This is a genomic window from Yokenella regensburgei ATCC 49455, from assembly GCF_000735455.1.
GTDB classification, from domain to species: Bacteria; Pseudomonadota; Gammaproteobacteria; order Enterobacterales; family Enterobacteriaceae; genus Yokenella; species Yokenella regensburgei.
Genome location: NZ_JMPS01000009.1, coordinates 1 through 16,850 on the forward strand (window position 1 = coordinate 1; position 16,850 = coordinate 16,850).

The 16,850-nt window shown below is 53.1% G+C and carries 19 protein-coding genes and 1 tRNA gene; 12 read left to right on the forward strand and 8 right to left on the reverse strand.

Annotation, left to right across the window (positions count from 1 at the left end; genetic code table 11):
- Positions 1-50: 50 nt before the first annotated feature.
- A tRNA-Leu gene (locus tag GYRE_RS01130) sits at positions 51-134 on the forward strand.
- 43 nt (positions 135-177) lie between these two features.
- Here GYRE_RS01130 and GYRE_RS24350 read toward each other — a convergent pair.
- A complete protein-coding gene (locus tag GYRE_RS24350; protein ID WP_038252576.1) occupies positions 178-456 on the reverse strand; it encodes a DUF1435 domain-containing protein in 279 nt (92 codons plus the stop codon).
- A 212-nt stretch (positions 457-668) separates the two neighbouring features.
- Between GYRE_RS24350 and GYRE_RS01140 the strand changes: the two genes are divergently transcribed.
- Together GYRE_RS01140 and fhuF are read left to right on the forward strand one after the other, a co-directional pair.
- A complete protein-coding gene (locus GYRE_RS01140; RefSeq protein WP_038252319.1) occupies positions 669-1,733 on the forward strand; it encodes a GGDEF domain-containing protein in 1,065 nt (354 codons plus the stop codon).
- A 109-nt stretch (positions 1,734-1,842) separates the two neighbouring features.
- Positions 1,843-2,631, forward strand: a complete 789-nt coding sequence (gene fhuF / locus GYRE_RS01145; protein ID WP_038252321.1) for a siderophore-iron reductase FhuF — start codon at positions 1,843-1,845, stop codon at positions 2,629-2,631.
- A gap of 49 nt (positions 2,632-2,680) precedes the next feature.
- Here the strand turns inward: fhuF and GYRE_RS01150 are convergent, their stop codons facing one another.
- Positions 2,681-4,024, reverse strand: coding sequence for a PTS sugar transporter subunit IIC (locus GYRE_RS01150; protein WP_038252324.1), 1,344 nt, complete (start codon positions 4,022-4,024; stop codon positions 2,681-2,683).
- A gap of 224 nt (positions 4,025-4,248) precedes the next feature.
- On the opposite strand from GYRE_RS01150, the gene GYRE_RS01155 reads away from it, so the two are divergent.
- Positions 4,249-4,707, forward strand: a complete 459-nt coding sequence (locus GYRE_RS01155) for a YbaK/EbsC family protein (RefSeq protein WP_038252325.1) — start codon at positions 4,249-4,251, stop codon at positions 4,705-4,707.
- A 36-nt stretch (positions 4,708-4,743) separates the two neighbouring features.
- On the opposite strand, the gene bglJ is transcribed toward GYRE_RS01155, so the two are convergent.
- Positions 4,744-5,427, reverse strand: coding sequence for a DNA-binding transcriptional activator BglJ (gene bglJ, locus GYRE_RS01160; protein ID WP_050812332.1), 684 nt, complete (start codon positions 5,425-5,427; stop codon positions 4,744-4,746).
- A complete protein-coding gene (locus GYRE_RS01165; protein WP_038252328.1) occupies positions 5,388-6,107 on the reverse strand; it encodes a helix-turn-helix transcriptional regulator in 720 nt (239 codons plus the stop codon). Before GYRE_RS01165 ends, bglJ begins: the two co-directional genes overlap by 40 nt.
- A gap of 335 nt (positions 6,108-6,442) precedes the next feature.
- Between GYRE_RS01165 and GYRE_RS01170 the strand changes: the two genes are divergently transcribed.
- From GYRE_RS01170 to opgB, 7 genes are all read left to right on the forward strand, one after another.
- On the forward strand, positions 6,443-7,219 hold the full coding sequence (locus GYRE_RS01170; RefSeq protein ID WP_006817017.1) for a threonine/serine exporter family protein: 777 nt from the start codon (positions 6,443-6,445) through the stop codon (positions 7,217-7,219).
- Positions 7,210-7,683, forward strand: a complete 474-nt coding sequence (locus GYRE_RS01175; RefSeq protein WP_038252331.1) for a threonine/serine exporter — start codon at positions 7,210-7,212, stop codon at positions 7,681-7,683. The genes GYRE_RS01170 and GYRE_RS01175 overlap by 10 nt, the downstream gene beginning before the upstream one ends.
- Positions 7,684-7,767: 84 nt before the next feature.
- Entirely contained in the window at positions 7,768-8,196 is a 429-nt protein-coding gene (locus GYRE_RS01180; RefSeq protein WP_006817015.1) for an organic hydroperoxide resistance protein, read from the forward strand.
- 130 nt (positions 8,197-8,326) lie between these two features.
- Complete coding sequence (gene dnaT, locus GYRE_RS01185) at positions 8,327-8,875, forward strand: primosomal protein DnaT (protein ID WP_038252333.1); 549 nt, start codon at positions 8,327-8,329, stop codon at positions 8,873-8,875.
- Positions 8,872-9,609: a replicative helicase loader DnaC gene (dnaC, locus tag GYRE_RS01190; protein ID WP_038252336.1), complete on the forward strand. Its 738-nt coding sequence runs from the start codon at positions 8,872-8,874 to the stop codon at positions 9,607-9,609. Before dnaT ends, dnaC begins: the two co-directional genes overlap by 4 nt.
- Before the next feature lie 70 nt (positions 9,610-9,679).
- Positions 9,680-10,180: a YjjA family protein gene (locus GYRE_RS01195; protein ID WP_006817012.1), complete on the forward strand. Its 501-nt coding sequence runs from the start codon at positions 9,680-9,682 to the stop codon at positions 10,178-10,180.
- Positions 10,181-10,433: 253 nt separating this feature from the next.
- Positions 10,434-12,725 carry a phosphatidylglycerol--membrane-oligosaccharide glycerophosphotransferase gene (gene opgB, locus GYRE_RS01200; protein WP_038252582.1) on the forward strand — a complete coding sequence of 764 codons (2,292 nt, stop codon included), beginning with the start codon at positions 10,434-10,436 and terminating at the stop codon, positions 12,723-12,725.
- Positions 12,726-12,754: 29 nt separating this feature from the next.
- Here the strand turns inward: opgB and GYRE_RS01205 are convergent, their stop codons facing one another.
- Positions 12,755-13,567: a GNAT family N-acetyltransferase gene (locus GYRE_RS01205; protein WP_038252338.1), complete on the reverse strand. Its 813-nt coding sequence runs from the start codon at positions 13,565-13,567 to the stop codon at positions 12,755-12,757.
- A gap of 34 nt (positions 13,568-13,601) precedes the next feature.
- Between GYRE_RS01205 and GYRE_RS01210 the strand changes: the two genes are divergently transcribed.
- Positions 13,602-14,135 (forward strand): GNAT family N-acetyltransferase, encoded by a 534-nt coding sequence (locus GYRE_RS01210; RefSeq protein ID WP_038252340.1) that lies wholly within the window; start codon positions 13,602-13,604, stop codon positions 14,133-14,135.
- Positions 14,136-14,174: 39 nt separating this feature from the next.
- On the opposite strand, the gene tsr is transcribed toward GYRE_RS01210, so the two are convergent.
- The 3 genes from tsr to GYRE_RS01225 form a co-directional block, all read right to left on the reverse strand.
- The gene (gene tsr / locus GYRE_RS01215; RefSeq protein WP_038252343.1) at positions 14,175-15,839 is read right to left on the reverse strand and encodes a methyl-accepting chemotaxis protein; all 1,665 of its coding nucleotides are present in this window, start codon (positions 15,837-15,839) and stop codon (positions 14,175-14,177) included.
- 142 nt (positions 15,840-15,981) lie between these two features.
- Entirely contained in the window at positions 15,982-16,374 is a 393-nt protein-coding gene (locus GYRE_RS01220) for a M15 family metallopeptidase (RefSeq protein WP_373896529.1), read from the reverse strand.
- Between the two features lie 16 nt (positions 16,375-16,390).
- On the reverse strand, positions 16,391-16,774 hold the full coding sequence (locus tag GYRE_RS01225; protein ID WP_006817006.1) for a putative holin: 384 nt from the start codon (positions 16,772-16,774) through the stop codon (positions 16,391-16,393).
- Between the last annotated feature and the right edge of the window lie 76 nt (positions 16,775-16,850).

Consider the following 16,850-nt stretch of genomic DNA (forward strand, 5'->3'; position numbering starts at 1 on the left):
CCGAGTCCCCCCTCGCACCACGAGGACGATATCAAAAATAAGATGACTGTGCGAAGGTGGCGGAATTGGTAGACGCGCTAGCTTCAGGTGTTAGTGTCCTTAGGATGTGGGGTTCGAGTCCCCCCCTCGCACCAATTATCTTATTCACTTCCCGGCAATACTCCTGATGTACTCTTCTCATCCCATAAGTTTCAAATTCATCATCATCAGCACCATACCGCTTATCAGCGCGACGCAGGATGGCAGAAGCACGTAATGACGCAGTTGACGATGCCAAATCATCAATGCCGTCAGCAATAACCCCGCGACAATCATGCCGCGCCAGGCGTCAACCGACAGGCCAGCAAACCCAAGCACGATAATGGCCACTGCCGGAAACAGCACTCCCCAACCACTTCCTAACGCGCGCTGCAACATGATCTTATCTCTTTCATTGATAATGATAACCAATATCATATGATAAATTTTATCATTTGTCAGTATGCCGGGAAACGCTGATTTAACTTTACTCAGGTGGTAATGACTTGCATTCATGAAGGTGATAGATTGTGCCGCGCAAAACAATAACATTCCTGATTCTGATATTTCCGTGTCTGTCTTTGACACATGTTTTTTTCATTTTGGCGACTTGTATTCTGTAATCCTAAGATTAATAACGAATTACCATTATGACGGCACAATCCTGGCGATCGCTTCGCACAAAGAAATATCAGCTTTCATTGCAGTTATTTCTGTTCCTTAATCTATTTTCAGCGCTGTTCGCTCTGGTGAACCCGCTGTACAACGTCTCAGCCAGCATGCTACCCGTGGTGCTCATCACCCTTTGCGGGGCGGCGTTATTTTTATGGCACTGGAGATTTCCGCAAAAGAAAATAAATATCTCATTCATTTCTCTCACATTTGGTTGTTTATGGGCGTGGCATGTTGGCGTAAAAACGCTGGAACTCCATCAGGACAATAGCAGCTATGTGATCATCGCATTGTTAACGTTGCTGTTTATTGGCGCGATTGCTTTCTCTAATAATATTATTGCGTTTACCCTACATTCATTACCTATTGTTATTACTTGTCTTGTCGTTAGCCGAGGCGAACAGTGGCCGCGGATGGCTTACTGTTTCGTGCTCCCCATGATAGGGATTGCGATTCAACACCTGATCCAGAAGCGAAACGATGGTTTTGCGCAGGGGTTGATGTACCAACTGATGGAAGAGCGTGAAACGCTTAACGATCTGAGTATGCTCGATCCGCTCACCGGATTGTATAACCGCCGCGGGCTACATAACCGGCTTGATGCGCTGTTGGCTATGGAGAGCGCCGGTATTTGGGTTCTGCTGCTCGATATCGATCATTTCAAAGCCTATAACGATCACTATGGTCATATGATGGGCGATAAAGCGCTGATCCAGGTCTCCGCAGCCATCCGCAATGCAGTGCGCTCACGTGATGTTGTGACCCGCTACGGCGGTGAAGAGTTTATGGTTCTGCTCACTAACAGTAACGCACAGAGCGCGCTACAGGCGGCGGAACGTATTCGTCAGCAGGTTTACGATCTCAAGATCCCACACATGTTTAATGAAAGTGTCGCCACCAATGTGACGGTCAGCATCGGCGTGGCGCCGCTCGAAGGAAACGACCTGGAAAGCGCGCTCGAAAAAGCCGATAAGGCACTGTATGAAGCCAAGCATCTTGGACGTAACAACATTCTCACCAGCGACCACCCTCTTCCCACCTGAGTCGGGTATGTGCCCCGACTCACCAACTCGCAACAAAAGGCTTGCGATTGTTTTTGTCTATGGCTAGGATTAGCAATCATTATCATTTAGATTTGTATCCAGATACGCTATGGCACTACGTTCTGCAATCATCGCTGACGACATCATCTGGCGCACACCGCTTCCGAACAAGGAAAGTGCGCTGGCTACGTCCGTGCAGAACAAGATCCAGAACCTGCGCCCACATCTGCTGGATTTTCTCCGGCTGAATGAAACGCCTCCCCATCAGGCCATGACGCTTGAGCAGTGGACTCAACCCAACGCACTGCGTTCACTTTTAGCGATTTACTCTGATCATATCTATCGCAATAATCCCACCCAGGTGCGTGAGAGCAAGCCGCTCATTTCACTCTGGGCGCAGTGGTATATTGGCCTGCTGGTGCCACCGCTGCTGTTGGCATTATTGACGGAAGACATCGCGATTGAGGTTAATCCAGAGCGTTTTCACGTCGAGTTCCATGAAACCGGGCGTGCGGCCTGCTTCTGGATAGAGGTCCGTCAGGATCGCTTTGCCACGCACCTTCCTGCCGCTGACCGTCTGGAAAGCCTGATAACCAACGCACTGATGCCGGTGGTATGCGCACTGGAAGCTACCGGAGAAATCAATGCCAAGCTTATCTGGAACAACACTGGCTACCTGATTAACTGGTACCTCGGAGAGATGAAGTCGCTGTTGGGAGATACTCTCGTAGAGACACTGCGCCAGCGCTGCTTCTTTGAACAACAGCTCTCCAACGGCCAGGACAACCCGCTATGGCGTACCGTTGTCTCGCGTGACGGCCTGCTGGTACGACGCACCTGCTGCCAGCGCTACCGTCTGCCAGACGTCAAACACTGTGGTGACTGCACGTTGAAGTAATCTGCAGCCGACTAAAATAAACCCGATGCCATGGCATCGGGTTTTTTGTTTATGCCACCTGTTCGCTCTCTTCTTCAGCGCGTTCAGCTTCGGCGGCTTCCTGGGCAAGCAGCTGCTTCTCGTACACTTTAAAGAACGGGTAATAGATAATGGCGGATACGCAGGCCAGTACCACCACCAGGATAGCGGCCCGGAAATCCCAGCCCAATGCCCAGGCGGCACCAATCGGCGCCGGAGCGGTCCACGGAACAACGGAAATCACCCGGCCAATCAGATCCAGCTTCATCACTCCCCAGGCAAGCACCGCATTTACCATCGGGGCCAGCAGGAACGGAATAAAGAACACCGGATTCATGACTATCGGCGTACCGAAAATCACCGGCTCGTTGATGTTGAAAATGCTGGGAACCACGCTTAACTTGCCAATCGCGCGTAAATGCACCGAGCGACTACGCAGATAGCAAATCACCAGTCCCATGGTCGCCCCGGAGCCGCCTACGACGATGAAAAAGGTCCAGAACGCCTCCATAAAGATATGGGGTAAAGGTGCCCCTTGCGCCAGCGCAGTCTGGTTCATCCCAAGATTTGTCAGCCAGAACATCTGCAGCATGCCCGAGACAATAGCAGCCCCGTGGATCCCCGCAAACCACAGCAGGTGACCAATCAGGACCGCCAGCAGGATCGCGGGCAGCGAATCCGCCGCCGACACCAGCGGTTTAAAGATAGCCATGATCGCCTGCGGAATAAGCATGCCAAACTGGCTCTGGATAAGCAGGCTCAGCGGATAAAGCGTTAATACCACCACCAGCACCGGGATCAGCAGGTCGAAAGAGTTTTTGATCATCGGCGGCACCTGATCCGGCAGGCGAATACCGATATTTCTGACCCGCAGGAAGCGCATCATCTCCACACAGTAGAGCGCCACCAGAATGGCGGTAAAGATCCCTGTTCCGCCAAGGCTATCTACCGGCAACGCGCCGCTGGTTTTCGGTGCCGCGACCAGCAGGAAGGCCATAATCGACAGCATCGCGCACATAAAGGGATCGAGCTGATGGTTCTTCTCATAGTGCTTGCCAAGGTTATAGGCAATCGCCGCACAGATATAGATAGACATAATGCCCATCGTCATATCAAACGGCGTCAGGATCCGTCCTTCATACTCCTTCGCCAGATCCAGCCATGCGCGCGCGAAGCCCCACGTCGTGTCCGGAGAAAACGGGGGATAGGCAAACACCAGTAAGAACGATCCAACAATCATGAATGGCATCGCGGAGATAAAGCCGTCGCGGATCGCCATGACGTGGCGCTGCGAGGAAATACGCCCGGCCACGGGACTGACATAGTTTTCAACAAAGCGAAAGATCAAATTAAATGCGGCATGGTTAGTAGACATAGCAGCCCTCCAGACAGGCCATACACACTTTTATTATGAATACAGAGGAAGTTACCAACGCAGTATTCATCGTCATTGCTCTGCCTGCAACCGGTTACTGTAACCGGTTGCAGTGAATGTGAAGAGGATCGAGAAATCGACATGTTATCGAATTATTAAAAGGGATATTTACAGCCCCTACCGGCTTATGACACATTGTGCCGGATGTTGATCTGGAGATAACAATGAGTCTGCAATCGGTCCGGGAGTTCTTCGCCGAACACGCTCCCGAAATAGAAATCATAGAGCTAAACCAAAGTACCGCCACCGTTGCCCTGGCAGCACAGGCTCATGGTGTAGCACCGGGACAAATTGCCAAGACATTGTCCCTGAAGGTAAAAAACCAGGTGATTCTGGTCGTGGCTAAAGGTGATGCCCGGCTGGACAACAAAAAACTCAAGACAACATTCGGCGCAAAAGCCCGCATGCTCAGCAGTGATGAAGTGGTCACGATTACGGGACATCCGGTCGGCGGCGTATGCCCGTTTGGCCTGGAGAACCCACTGACGGTTTACTGTGATATCTCGCTTAAAGCGTATGAAGAAGTACTGCCCGCTGCTGGCGCGATCCACAGCGCGGTTCGTATCTCGCCTGAGAAAATGGCGGAGTTAACCCACGCCGCGTGGATTGACGTGTGCCTGTAGCAAAAATGCCGGGCCTGGTCCTGGCATTTTCCTTTCCTAATAAGAGCTGATCCCGCCGGGGCCTGGTCGTTCACCCCCAGCTCCCAGATGCATCAAAATATCCGCAGCGGTCAGTAAGCCTATATCAGAACTGACACCAAGCTTAGTCATCGCATTGAATTTATGCGCCCTGATAGTCTTGATATTACGTTCCAGATGGCCCGCAATATCCGTCATTGAGTAGCCGTAAGTCATATAGCGCAGGATGGCTAACTCGGTCGGGCTCAGAGTGCCGTTGGAGTTCATCATCCACTGGCTGAGTGGGTTTTGCCCGCCGTTGTCTGTCTCATTGAGCAGTGCCATCAGTTGCTGACTGAGACTGGGTACGGAATCTGCTTTATTCAAAATACCGTGCAACCGGGAAGGTGAAAGATGCTGAATCAATGAAGCTTCTCTGACGTCATTAGTCAGCACCACTCTTTTAATTGAGGGGTAAGCATGAGAGACCTTATTAAGGCACAGCAGACACTCTTGTCGCAGGTCGCGTTCCCCGCTCAGCGAATAGATCACGGCCTCAAAAGGCGCCTGTGCTAGTGCAACCTCCAGTACTCGTACATTCTGGAAGAAATGTACGTCATACCGTGAGTATTCTGCCTGCCTGAACAAATGCCACAGCCCCACCAGGGTCAGGCTACAGCGCTCTACAATGGCGACATGTCGTATTGTGGCGTTTTTTTCCATTCATTTTGCTCCCCATAAGCTGAAAACAGATTCAGCTCTTGCATCCCTTGCTCACTGTTAATCCAGGCGTACATTTCCGCATTGCCACGTAACGACAACCGACGCATCGCACTGTTCTTTTGCGCGCTGACAGTTTTGTTGCTCTTCTTCAACAGAGAAGCGATTTGATTAATACACCAGCCTTTAGCCAGCAAACGAAGTACCTGCCGCTCGGAGTACGTCAGCATCTCTTTTTCCACATCGCTATCGTTATGCCCTCCCTGCCATGGACATAGCAACGACGAGCTTATCCGCTCACTCGCTCCGCCCTTGCGAATGACATCAACCAGATGCTCAACAGGCTCTGCGTCGGAGAGCAATGTACTTTCAGGGCAGAGTAAAAACTCCACCGCAAAAGGGTAAAACGCGCGCGACACCATGAAAACCCAGTGAATATCATGATATTGCATGATCATGGAATAATACTGCTGGCAGATAGTCCTGGCCTGGCGAACATCACCGGAAAGATCGGCCACCACCAGTACAGTTCGACGCAGTTGCAGCAGCGTCAGCTCGTCAGGGGCACGACAATACGCCATCTCGTAATCAGGGAGCTGTTGATTAATAATGCCGTGAAGTCCCAATTGAATGATCGGTGACTTACTGATAATCATGCCATTTTTGCAGCATCCTGCTTGCATAAAATCTCCTTTTCTTACCAATTATGTTTAATTGAATATCTGAAATAGAGTGATAAAAAGAACTGGCCATCAATTAAGTTATGATTGCCATTTATTGAGAGTTAAATATCTCATATTGGAATGAGAAAAATAATCACATCGGGATTAGAAAATATAACTTCAAAAATTAGATAAAATTAAACCACCAGCATGCCCCCCTGAACAGCGCAGCAGCAACGTGATGCAGAACCCGTTTTTTGCACTTTGTTTGATCCTGGCTGAAGCTCTCTCTCGGCGCTTCATGTACAAATAGTGTATTGAGCAGCGATTTCAGATGTTTATTGGCAGGGCGATTCATGGCAGCAGATCAGGACGTTCAGCGGAAAATTACCCGTTTGTGTATTCAGTGTGGCCTGTTTTTACTCCAACACGGCGCAGAAAGCGCGCTGGTGGAAGAGCTTTCAACGCGTCTCGGCATCGCGTTGGGTATGGACAGCGTGGAAAGCGCTATCTCATCGAATGCTATCGTACTGACCACCATCAAAGACGGTCAGTGCCTGACTTCAACACGGAAAAATGCCGATCGCGGCATCAATATGCACGTCGTGACTGAAGTGCAGCATATCGTGATCATGGCCGAGCATAAGCTTTTAGATTACAAAGACGTTGAGAAACGTTTCCAGCACATCCACCCGCTGCGTTATCCGCGCTGGCAGGTCGTGTTGATGGTTGGGCTGTCCTGCGCCTGCTTTTGTAAACTGAACAAAGGTGGCTGGGACGGCGCATTCATTACCTTTTGTGCCAGCACTATCGCGATGTACATTCGCCAGGTGTTAACACACCGTTCGTTACATCCGCAGCTCAACTTTTGTATCACCGCCTTTGTGGCGACGACCATCTCCGGTCTGATGCTGCGTCTCCCCATGTTTGCCAGCACCTCTACCGTGGCAATGGCCGCCAGCGTCCTCCTGCTGGTACCCGGTTTTCCATTGATTAACGCCGTGGCTGATATGTTCAAAGGTCATATCAACACCGGGCTGGCCCGCTGGGCGATAGCCAGCCTGTTAACGCTCGCAACCTGTATTGGCGTCGTGATGTCATTAACCTTATGGGGGCTGCCGGGATGGGCGTAATCGATTTTATTCTGGCTCTGGGCCAGGACATTCTTCTTTCCGCTATTCCCGCCGTCGGGTTTGCCATGGTGTTTAACGTCCCGCCCCGCGCGTTACCCTGGTGTGCTCTGCTGGGAGCCATCGGCCACAGCTCGCGTATGGTGATGATGACCGCCGGATGCAACATCGAATGGGCCACGTTTATCTCCTCAATGCTGGTCGGCAGCATCGGGATCCAGTGGTCGCGCTGGTATCTCGCGCATCCGAAAATCTTCACCGTCGCCGCGGTGATCCCGATGTTTCCTGGAATATCCGCGTATACCGCGATGGTCTCGGCGGTCAAAATCAGCCACTTCGGTTTTTCACCGGAGTTGATGGAGCTGCTTATCAGTAATTTCCTTAAAGCGTCTTCTATTGTCGGGGCGCTGTCGGTGGGGCTTTCCGTGCCAGGACTCTGGCTTTACCGCAAACGTCCGCGCGTCTGATTGTCGATTCCGGACTATGCTTGAGTGTTATGACTTCAGCCACAATGACCAAAGTTAGGGTCAACTTATGATGAGGAAAATGACATGTCATTAGAAAAAGTGGTCTATACCGCTAAAGCAAAAGCTACGGGAGGTCGCGATGGCCGTGCGGTCTCTTCTGACGGCGTTCTCGATGTGAAACTGGGCGTGCCGAAAGAGATGGGCGGGATGGGCGGAGCCGTTACCAACCCGGAACAGCTCTTTGCCGCTGGCTACTCCGCCTGCTTCCTGGGTGCCATGAAATTTGTCGCCAATCGCGACAAAATCGCCATCCCGAAGGACGCTTTTATTGAAGGGGAAGTCGGTATTGGTCCGCTGCCAACCGGCTTTGGGATCGAAGCCAAACTGAATATTCATCTCGAAGGAATGGACAAAGCCGAAGCGAAAAAACTGGTGGATGCCGCCCACATCGTTTGCCCCTACTCTAACGCGACCCGCGGCAATATCGACGTCACGCTGAACATCATCAGCTAACCGCTCCCCGACATCCTCTCATCGCCGAGAGGATGTCCCTTCTCCCGCTCACCCTGTGCTACTATAGGGGCATGAATACCCGCGGGCTTTCCGCGTCTTTCCTGTCGTCATTCTGTGTTGAGAAAGTGCTATGTCTTCTCGTATTTTAACTTCCGAGGTCATCGGTATTGACGCCCTGGTGGAGGATCATGCCACCATTCTGTCGCGAGCCGAAAGCGGCGCTGTGGCCGTTTTTGCCAACAATGCCCCTGCGTTTTACGCACTCACGCCGGAACGTCTGGCGCAGCTGCTGGCTCTGGAAGAGAAACTCGCCCGCCCGGGCAGCGACGTCGCGCTGGATAACCAGTTTTTTGAAGAATCGACGGTTGCCACACCGGTCTCGGTGCCGATGGGGAAATTCGCAATGTATCCCGACTGGCGTCCCGATGAAGATTTTCAGCGCCTTGCCGCCCTGTGGGGCATCGCGCTCCATGCGCCGGTCACCGCCGAAGAGCTGGCCTCGTTTGTGACCTACTGGCAGGCGGAAGGGAAAGTATTCCATCACGTCCAGTGGCAGCAAAAACTCGCTCGTAGCTTAATGATGGGGCGCGCCAGCCACGGTGGACAACCACCGCGCGATAACAGCATGATGTCAGAGCCCGATAAATCGATTCCCTTTGGCTTCCGAGGAGCAAAATGAAAAACGTCGGCGATCTCATGAAACGTTTGCAAAAAATGATGCCTGCAAACATTGAACCTGCGTTTAAAACGGGAGAAGAACTACTGGCCTGGCAGAAAGCACAGGGCCAGCTGCGATCTGCGGCCATCGAACGTGAAAACCGGGCGATGAAAATGCAGCGCACCTTCAACCGCTCCGGGATCCGCCCGTTACATCAGAACTGTTCCTTTGATAACTACGTAGTTGAGAGTCAGGAACAGCTCAAAGCGCTGCATCTCGCCCGCCAGTATGTTGAAGAGTTTGAAGACAGCATCTCAAGCTTTATCTTCTCCGGTAAGCCAGGCACCGGTAAAAACCACCTCGCTGCCGCTATCTGTAACGAGCTGCTGCTGCGCGGTAAGTCGGTATTGATCATTACCGTGGCCGATATCATGTCTGCCATGAAAGGAACATTCGGCAATCGTGAAATCAGCGAAGAACAGCTGCTGAGCGATCTCAGCAACGTTGATCTGCTGGTCATTGATGAGATCGGGATGCAGAACGAATCCCGCTACGAGCAGGTGATCATCAATCAGATTGTCGATCGTCGCTCCTCCTCAAAGCGCCCCACCGGTATGCTGAGTAACCACAACTCCCAGGAGATGACCCGCCTGCTTGGCGAACGCGTGATGGACCGTATGCGCCTTGGCAACAGCCTGTTTGTCACCTTCGACTGGCCGAGCTTCCGCCCGCGCGTTACCGGTAAAGAGTATTAAGAACTTTCTGACGCATTGCCGGGGTATACTGTGGCGGTTTCGACCTTCACAGTTAACGGGATTGGGTCTTATGAATACAGTACAACGTCTTATCTGCAGCGCTATTGCGGGCGCTGCATTGCTCTCTTCCGGCGCGTTTGCCGCCTCCTGGCAGGATTCCCTCAACAGCGCCGCCAACGAGCTCACCAAGAGCACCGCGCAGAGTGGCACTACTTCTCAGAGTGGTATGTCGCTTTCTTCGCTGACCAGCCTGCTGAACGGCAACGGTCAGGCGCTGAGCGCCAACAACATGAACAACGCCGCGGGTATTCTGCAGTACTGCGCGAAGCAAAAACTGGCGTCAGCCACCAACGTCGACAACGTGAAAAACCAGGTGCTGGATAAACTGGGCCTGGGCGCCGCTGAACAGAAGAAAGATACCAACTATCTTGATGGTATCCAGGGTCTGCTGAACGCGCAGAACGGCCAACAGCTTGACCTGAACAGCCTCGGCAGTTCGCCGCTGGCAGAAAAAGTGAAGACCAAGGCCTGTGATATGGTTCTGAAACAGGGCGCCAGCTTCCTTTCGTAATGTACAGAACACCGCGTTTACGCGCTCTGCGCCCTTAACGCGGTGTTCGTTCCGTTTTATCCCCTCTTACACCGCTCAAGCCCCGCCAGGTGTGATACCCGCTTGATCAAAAAATGCGTTTTTTAAACCAACTCCGAATTACTGCACATTTAAGCGACAGTACAATTGCAGTGAAGTGAACACGACATTACAGTGTGGCTTCAAAAATTGTTGCTTAATGGCCAGCGGCGGCTGGTGCTATCGAGGGTTTGCTGTGTCAGAGTTGTTATCCATCGCGCTTTTTCTGGCCTCTGTGCTGATTTACGCTTTGAAAGCAGGTCGTAACCGTTGGTGGTTTATTGCCACACTGACGGTGCTGGGCCTGTTTGTTGTTCTTAACATCACTCTCTACGCCAGCGATTATTTCACCGGTGACGGTATCAATGATGCCGTGCTCTATACCCTCACCAACAGTCTGACCGGCGCCGGTGTTAGTAAGTACCTACTTCCAGGAGCTGGCATTGCAGCCGCTCTGGTGCTGGTCTTTGGCACCCTGGGTTGGGTGCTGCGCCGCCGACGCCATCACCCGCACCATTTTGGCTACAGCCTACTGGCGCTGGCGCTCGCGCTTGCCTCTGTCGACGCCAGCCCGGCATTTCGCCAGATTAGTGAGCTGGTGAAATCTCAGTCACGCGAAGGCGACCCGGATTTCGCTGTCTATTACAAAGAACCGTCGAAGACGATCCCGAACCCCAAGCTTAATCTGGTGTATATCTACGGTGAGAGCCTCGAACGCACTTATTTCGATAACAATGCGTTTCCGGACCTCGCCCCGGAGCTGAACAAACTGAAAGACGACAGTCTCGATTTCAGCCATACCATGCAGCTGCCGGGTACCGACTACACCATTGCCGGAATGGTCGCCTCACAGTGCGGCATCCCGCTATTTGCACCGTTCGAGGGTAACGCCTCGGCGTCGGTATCGAGCTTCTTCCCGCAAAACATTTGCCTCGGCGATATTCTGAAAAATTCCGGCTATGAAAACTATTTCGTGCAGGGCGCCAACCTGCGCTTTGCCGGAAAGGACGTGTTCCTGAAATCCCACGGTTTTGACTATTTGTATGGGGCCGAAGAGCTAAAAACCGTGGTAGAAGATCCGAAATACCGTAACGACTGGGGCTTCTACGACGATACGGTACTGGATGAAACCTGGAAAAAATTCGAAGAACTTTCCCGGGCCGGGAAACGTTTCTCGTTGTTTGCGCTGACGGTAGATACCCATCACCCGGACGGTTTTATCTCGCGCACCTGCAAGCGCAAGCGCTACGACATTGGCGGTAAAGCCAACCAGTCCTTCAGCGCCGTCAGCTGCAGCCAGGAACATATCGCAGCGCTGATTGAAAAAATCAAAGCCTCGCCGTACTTCAAAAACACGGTAATCGTCGTCTCTTCTGACCATCTGGCGATGAAAAATACCGCCTGGGACCAGCTCAACAAGCAGGATCGCAACAACCTGTTCTTTATTATCCGTGGCGACCAGCCGCAGCAGGAGATTTCCGGCGTGAAACGCAGCACCATGGATAACGGTGCGACGGTGCTGGATATTCTCGGCGGCGATAACTTTATCGGCCTTGGGCGCAGCAGCCTGTCGGCGGAATCCCTCTCGGAAGTGTTCCTCAACATGAAAGAGAAAGTGCTGGCGTGGAAGCCAGACGTCATTCGTCTGTGGAACTTCCCGAAAGAGATGAAGGATTTCACCGTCGATACGAACAAGGGCATGATTGCCTTCTCCGGTAGCCAGTTCCGCCTGCCGCTGCTGCTGCGGGTGTCCGATTCCCGCGTTGAACCGCTGCCGGAAAGCGAATACTCGGCACCGCTGCGCTTCCAGTTGGCCGATTTTGCTCCGCGCGATAACTTCGTCTGGATTGACCGTTGCTACAAAATGGGTCAGCTATGGGCACCCGAAGTGGCGCTTTCTACCGACTGGTGTGTTTCACAGGGGCAGCTTGGCGGTGAGCAAAAAGTGCAGCACGTCGATAAAGCGTTGTGGAAAGGCAAAACCGCCTTTAAGGACACCGTCATCGATATGACGCGCTATAAAGGTAACGTTGATACGCTGAAAATTGTTGATAACGATATTCGCTATAAGGCCGACAGCTTCCTGTTTAACGTCGCCGGTGCGCCAGAAGAAGTGAAACAGTTCAGCGGCATCTCGCGCCCGGAGCTATGGGGGCGCTGGTCAAATGCTCAGCTGAATGATGAAGTGAAGATTGAGTATAACGCGCCACTGCCGGAGAAATTCGACCTGGTGATCACTGCCAAAGCCTGGGGTCCGAATGCCAATAAGCCTATCCCCGTGCGTGTGGGAGACAGTGAGCAGTTACTAATACTTAGCAACGAACTCTCGACCACCACGCTGCATTTTGAGAATCCGGCGCGCAGCAACCTGCTGCACATCGCGCCTCCGGATCCGGAATTCACTAACGAAGGGAATATTCTTGGCCACGCGCCACGCAAGTTAGGCATCGGCATGGTCGAAATCAAAGTGGTGAAAACCGAAGGTTAAACAGAGGGGAGCCGGGCTCCCCTTTTTATTCAGACCAGCGCCGCCCGCATCTCAAACTGCTGCACCGCCATGGTCATATATCCTGCGGAAGCGAACAGCGTGGTGAGCGGTTCGGGTACTGAAACCACCGTCGCCAGCCCCGGAAACTGCTGGTTAAGCGCCCGGAGGATTTCCCGTCCTTGCCCATGATGGCGTTTCTCAGGCGCCACATAAATCATTCTTAACTGCGGTTTTTCCGTCAGCATCGATACCACGGCAAACGCCTGCTGGTGAATGAACGCCCGACACGGCAGCATCATCAGTGAAGCCGGATCCATCAGCCACGGCGTGCCCTGAGCCTGCTCTACCATCGCCCGGCGCAGCAGCGGCATCACCGCCGTCTCCTGCAGGGCGCGCTCGGTAATTTTGCCCGGCTGCATCCCCTGATAGCCGCAGAGCTTCTGGGTGATGGTAAACCCCAGCGACTGATACAGCGCCACGCCGGGATGATTATCCTGAATCACCTCCAGCCAGATCTCCTGGAACCCTTTCGCACCCAGGCTGTCCATCAACGGTGCCAGCAGTTTTCTGCCGATGCCTTTCCCCCGCCAGGCCGGGCGGATCGCGAAAGCCGCCAGCCGGGCCGATTGCCCGCGGTGGGCGATAAGCGCCACGGCGACCAGGTCATCCCCCTCCATCCACACGCACGAATCCACCAGGCTCAATCCTTCGGCGGCGAAGCGCTGGGCAAATACATCGACGGGGAGCGAGAAAGGCTGGCTGTAGCCTTCAAAGCACTTCCCTAACATAGCGGTAAGTTGTTCACTACTGAATTGGGTCGCAGGGACAGCGCGAAATGGCATAGAATTCTCCGTAAGGCTAAAAGGGACTTACACAATGAAAACTAACACCTTTGCGCACGAGGTTCTGTTTCGCCGCACGCAAAACCACGATATCAGTGCACTTCCGGCCATTGAACGCTCTGCAGGACGTGCCTTTCTGGCTCTCCCGGACCTGGCATGGATCTCCTCCGATGATGGTGTACCTGAAGCGGTTCATCGCGAGTGGGCCGAGCTTGGACACAGCTGGGTTGCAGAGCACGGGCAGCAGCTGGTTGGTTTTATGCTGGCGCAGCCGCTGGATGACGCCCTGTTCATTGCGGAGATTTCGGTACACCGGAGCTGGCAGGGGCGCGGTATTGGCCAGCAATTTCTGCAGTTTATCGCCGACTATGCGCGTGAACAGCGCTACCCGGCGTTGACGCTGACAACGTTCAAAGCAGTACCGTGGAACGCCCCATTCTATGCGCGGCAGGGTTTTATCATACTCGACGATAGCGAGCTGGAGTCGGGTCTTGCGGGCAAACGAGATAAAGAAACGGCGCAGGGGCTACCGCGAGAACTGCGGTGCGCCATGCGCCGTGAATTATAGTCCGGCGAGGGGTTAAAGACCTCGCCGGCGGTCAGTCAATCAGAAGGTTTCCCAGTTGTCGTTGCCTTCGGCAACGGCGGCTTTCTTCAGCGGTGCAGACGGGAGCGATTTCGCCGCCACGCCCATACCTTTCGCCTTCATCTGCTGTTGCTGAATGCGGAACACCGCCACAGCCTGAGTCAGACGGCTCGCCTGCTCTTCCAGCGCAGCCGCCGCCGCGGCGGACTCTTCCACCAGGGAGGCGTTCTGCTGGGTCACACGATCCATCTCGGCAACCGCCAGGCCAACCTGGTCGATACCGCGGCTCTGCTCATCGGATGCCGAGGCAATTTCACCCATGATATCGGTCACACGGGTCACCGCATTAACGATTTCATCCATGGTTTCACCGGCGCTTTCCACCAGCGTAGAGCCAACGTCCACGCGGCTTACGGAGTCTTCAATCAGGCTCTTAATCTCGCGCGCCGCCTGAGCACTGCGCTGGGCCAGGTTACGAACTTCCCCTGCCACCACCGCAAAGCCACGGCCCTGCTCGCCCGCACGTGCCGCTTCGACTGCGGCGTTGAGCGCCAGAATGTTGGTCTGGAAGGCAATACCATCAATCACGCTGATGATGTCAGCAATTTTCTGCGAGCTGCCGGCAATATCGCGCATCGTCTGCACAACGTTATCAACCACTTTACCGCCTTTCTGCGCGGTTTCAGAAGCGCTGAGCGCCAGGTTGCTTGCCTGACGGGCGTTTTCGGCGTTCTGCTTAACCGTTGCCGTCAGCTGTTCCATGCTCGCCGCCGTCTCTTCCAGAGAGGCTGCCTGCTCTTCGGTGCGCGAGGAGAGATCGTTGTTACCCATCGCGATTTCGCTGGCGCCGCTGTAAATCGCATCGGCGCCGTTACGCACTTCGCCGACGGTACGCACCAGCTCACCCTGCATATGACGCAGTGAATCCGCCAGCTGGCCCATTTCGTTGGTGCCTTCTACATCAATACGCTTCACCAGATCGCCGCTGGCGATATGACGAATGCTACCAATGAGGCTGTTGAGCGGTGCGATAAGGGTTTTGTGGATCCCCATCCATACGCCCATGATCACCACCAGCACGGCGATCAGTACGCTGATCAGCACCCAGATAGCCTGGGAGTAGGAGCTGCTGCTGTCCTGAACCGCCAGTTCGTACAGGCGATCGTTCTGGGAAAGGTAGCTCACGTATTCTTTCTCAAAACCGTCCTGATAGCTCTGAGTCGGCTGGTCAAAGAAGTCGTTGATTTTACCTGCGCCCAGCAGTTGGATCAGATCGGCAAGCGCACCGTGGTAGATATCGTAGTTACGCTTAATTTCGGCAGCGGCAGAGTCACTCTGGCGCGGATCGCGCGGCAGCGCTTCATACTCGGCCCAGCGCTTTTCAGCTTCACTCAGGCTTTTGCTCGCAATCTGCATCAGATCCTGCACGGTCGCACCGCTACCGATATGGTTCTGATCCATCATGTAACGGATACCCGCACGGTTGAGGGTGTTACGGGTCTGCAGCAATGCAACCCAGCTGCCGTTCAGCGAAGACTGCTGCTGGCGGATGGTTTGCAGTACGGTGAAGTTTTCTTTGTCGTGTTTGAGGGCATTAAAGAACAGCCCGCCAGATGTCAGTTGCAAAAGGCCAAATAACATCAGCACCAACACGAGGCTGGTGACAATCCTGATTCGGTTTAACATGTTTACGCTTTCCTTTAGGCAGATAACGATGTTTTCGGCCTGAGGAGGAAAAACTTTACGGCAAATCGTGCTGAAAACGTGCAGAAAAAGGGAGAGGTCGCCTCCCTCTCCGTCCAGGAGAAAAAGGCGATCGACGCGGGGATCAAACCGGGTATTCACTCCATGTCAGTTGGAAGTGCGGGCCATCCTTCAGACTCTTCCAGTCACCGCCCCATTCAATGCTGTGACCCAGGCTTTTCGCTGCCTGTTTGAAGGCATTGGAAATGAGCTCGTAGTCGGCAAAATCCCAGGAGCCGGCCGGTGTCGGATAAGCAAATACATCAACCGCATGGCCGGTCAGATGGCGGCTTTTCATGGTCTGTGATTTCCCTGTCCGCACCATCTCTTTTTGTTTATCCAGCGAACGCAGCCCTTCGGTAATACCGAAATCAATCAGCGTCAGATCCAGCGCTTTTTTACAGATGGCGACTAAATCAGGATGAACTCCCTGCAAATTCTTCAGACTTCTTTCACTCAATGTAAACTGTTGCATAATAACCTCTTTAATTACCTTATTTGCGTTTCAGCAGATCAAAAATGGATGTTGTTTTTTCCGGTTTTTCGCAGAAAAACATTAATAGACGGACAGAAACCACCGCGCCGATTAAGGCACCAATGGTATCCGGAACCGACACCGTTACTTTTAAAAAATCCTTTAACACCACGTATATCACTCCCGACATAAAGTGGGCCGCGAGTACGCCGACAATAAAGGAGGCAACAAAAAGTAAAATACGCGTACGCGCATTAAAGTCTTTTGCCGTAACCGAAAAAATAATGCTCCCTGCCAGAGCCGCCATAATAATGTGCGGGCTCTGAAATGTGTGCGCCTCCGTTTGCACGACGTAGCTTTCCACCGTCGACATTGCCGACAGCACTTTGTCATCGCTAATCATAACCACCTCGAATAAGAAAAAACGCCATCAGAGAAGTTGCGTTGAGAAAATTCTAAATGAGCAATCAGAGAACCTG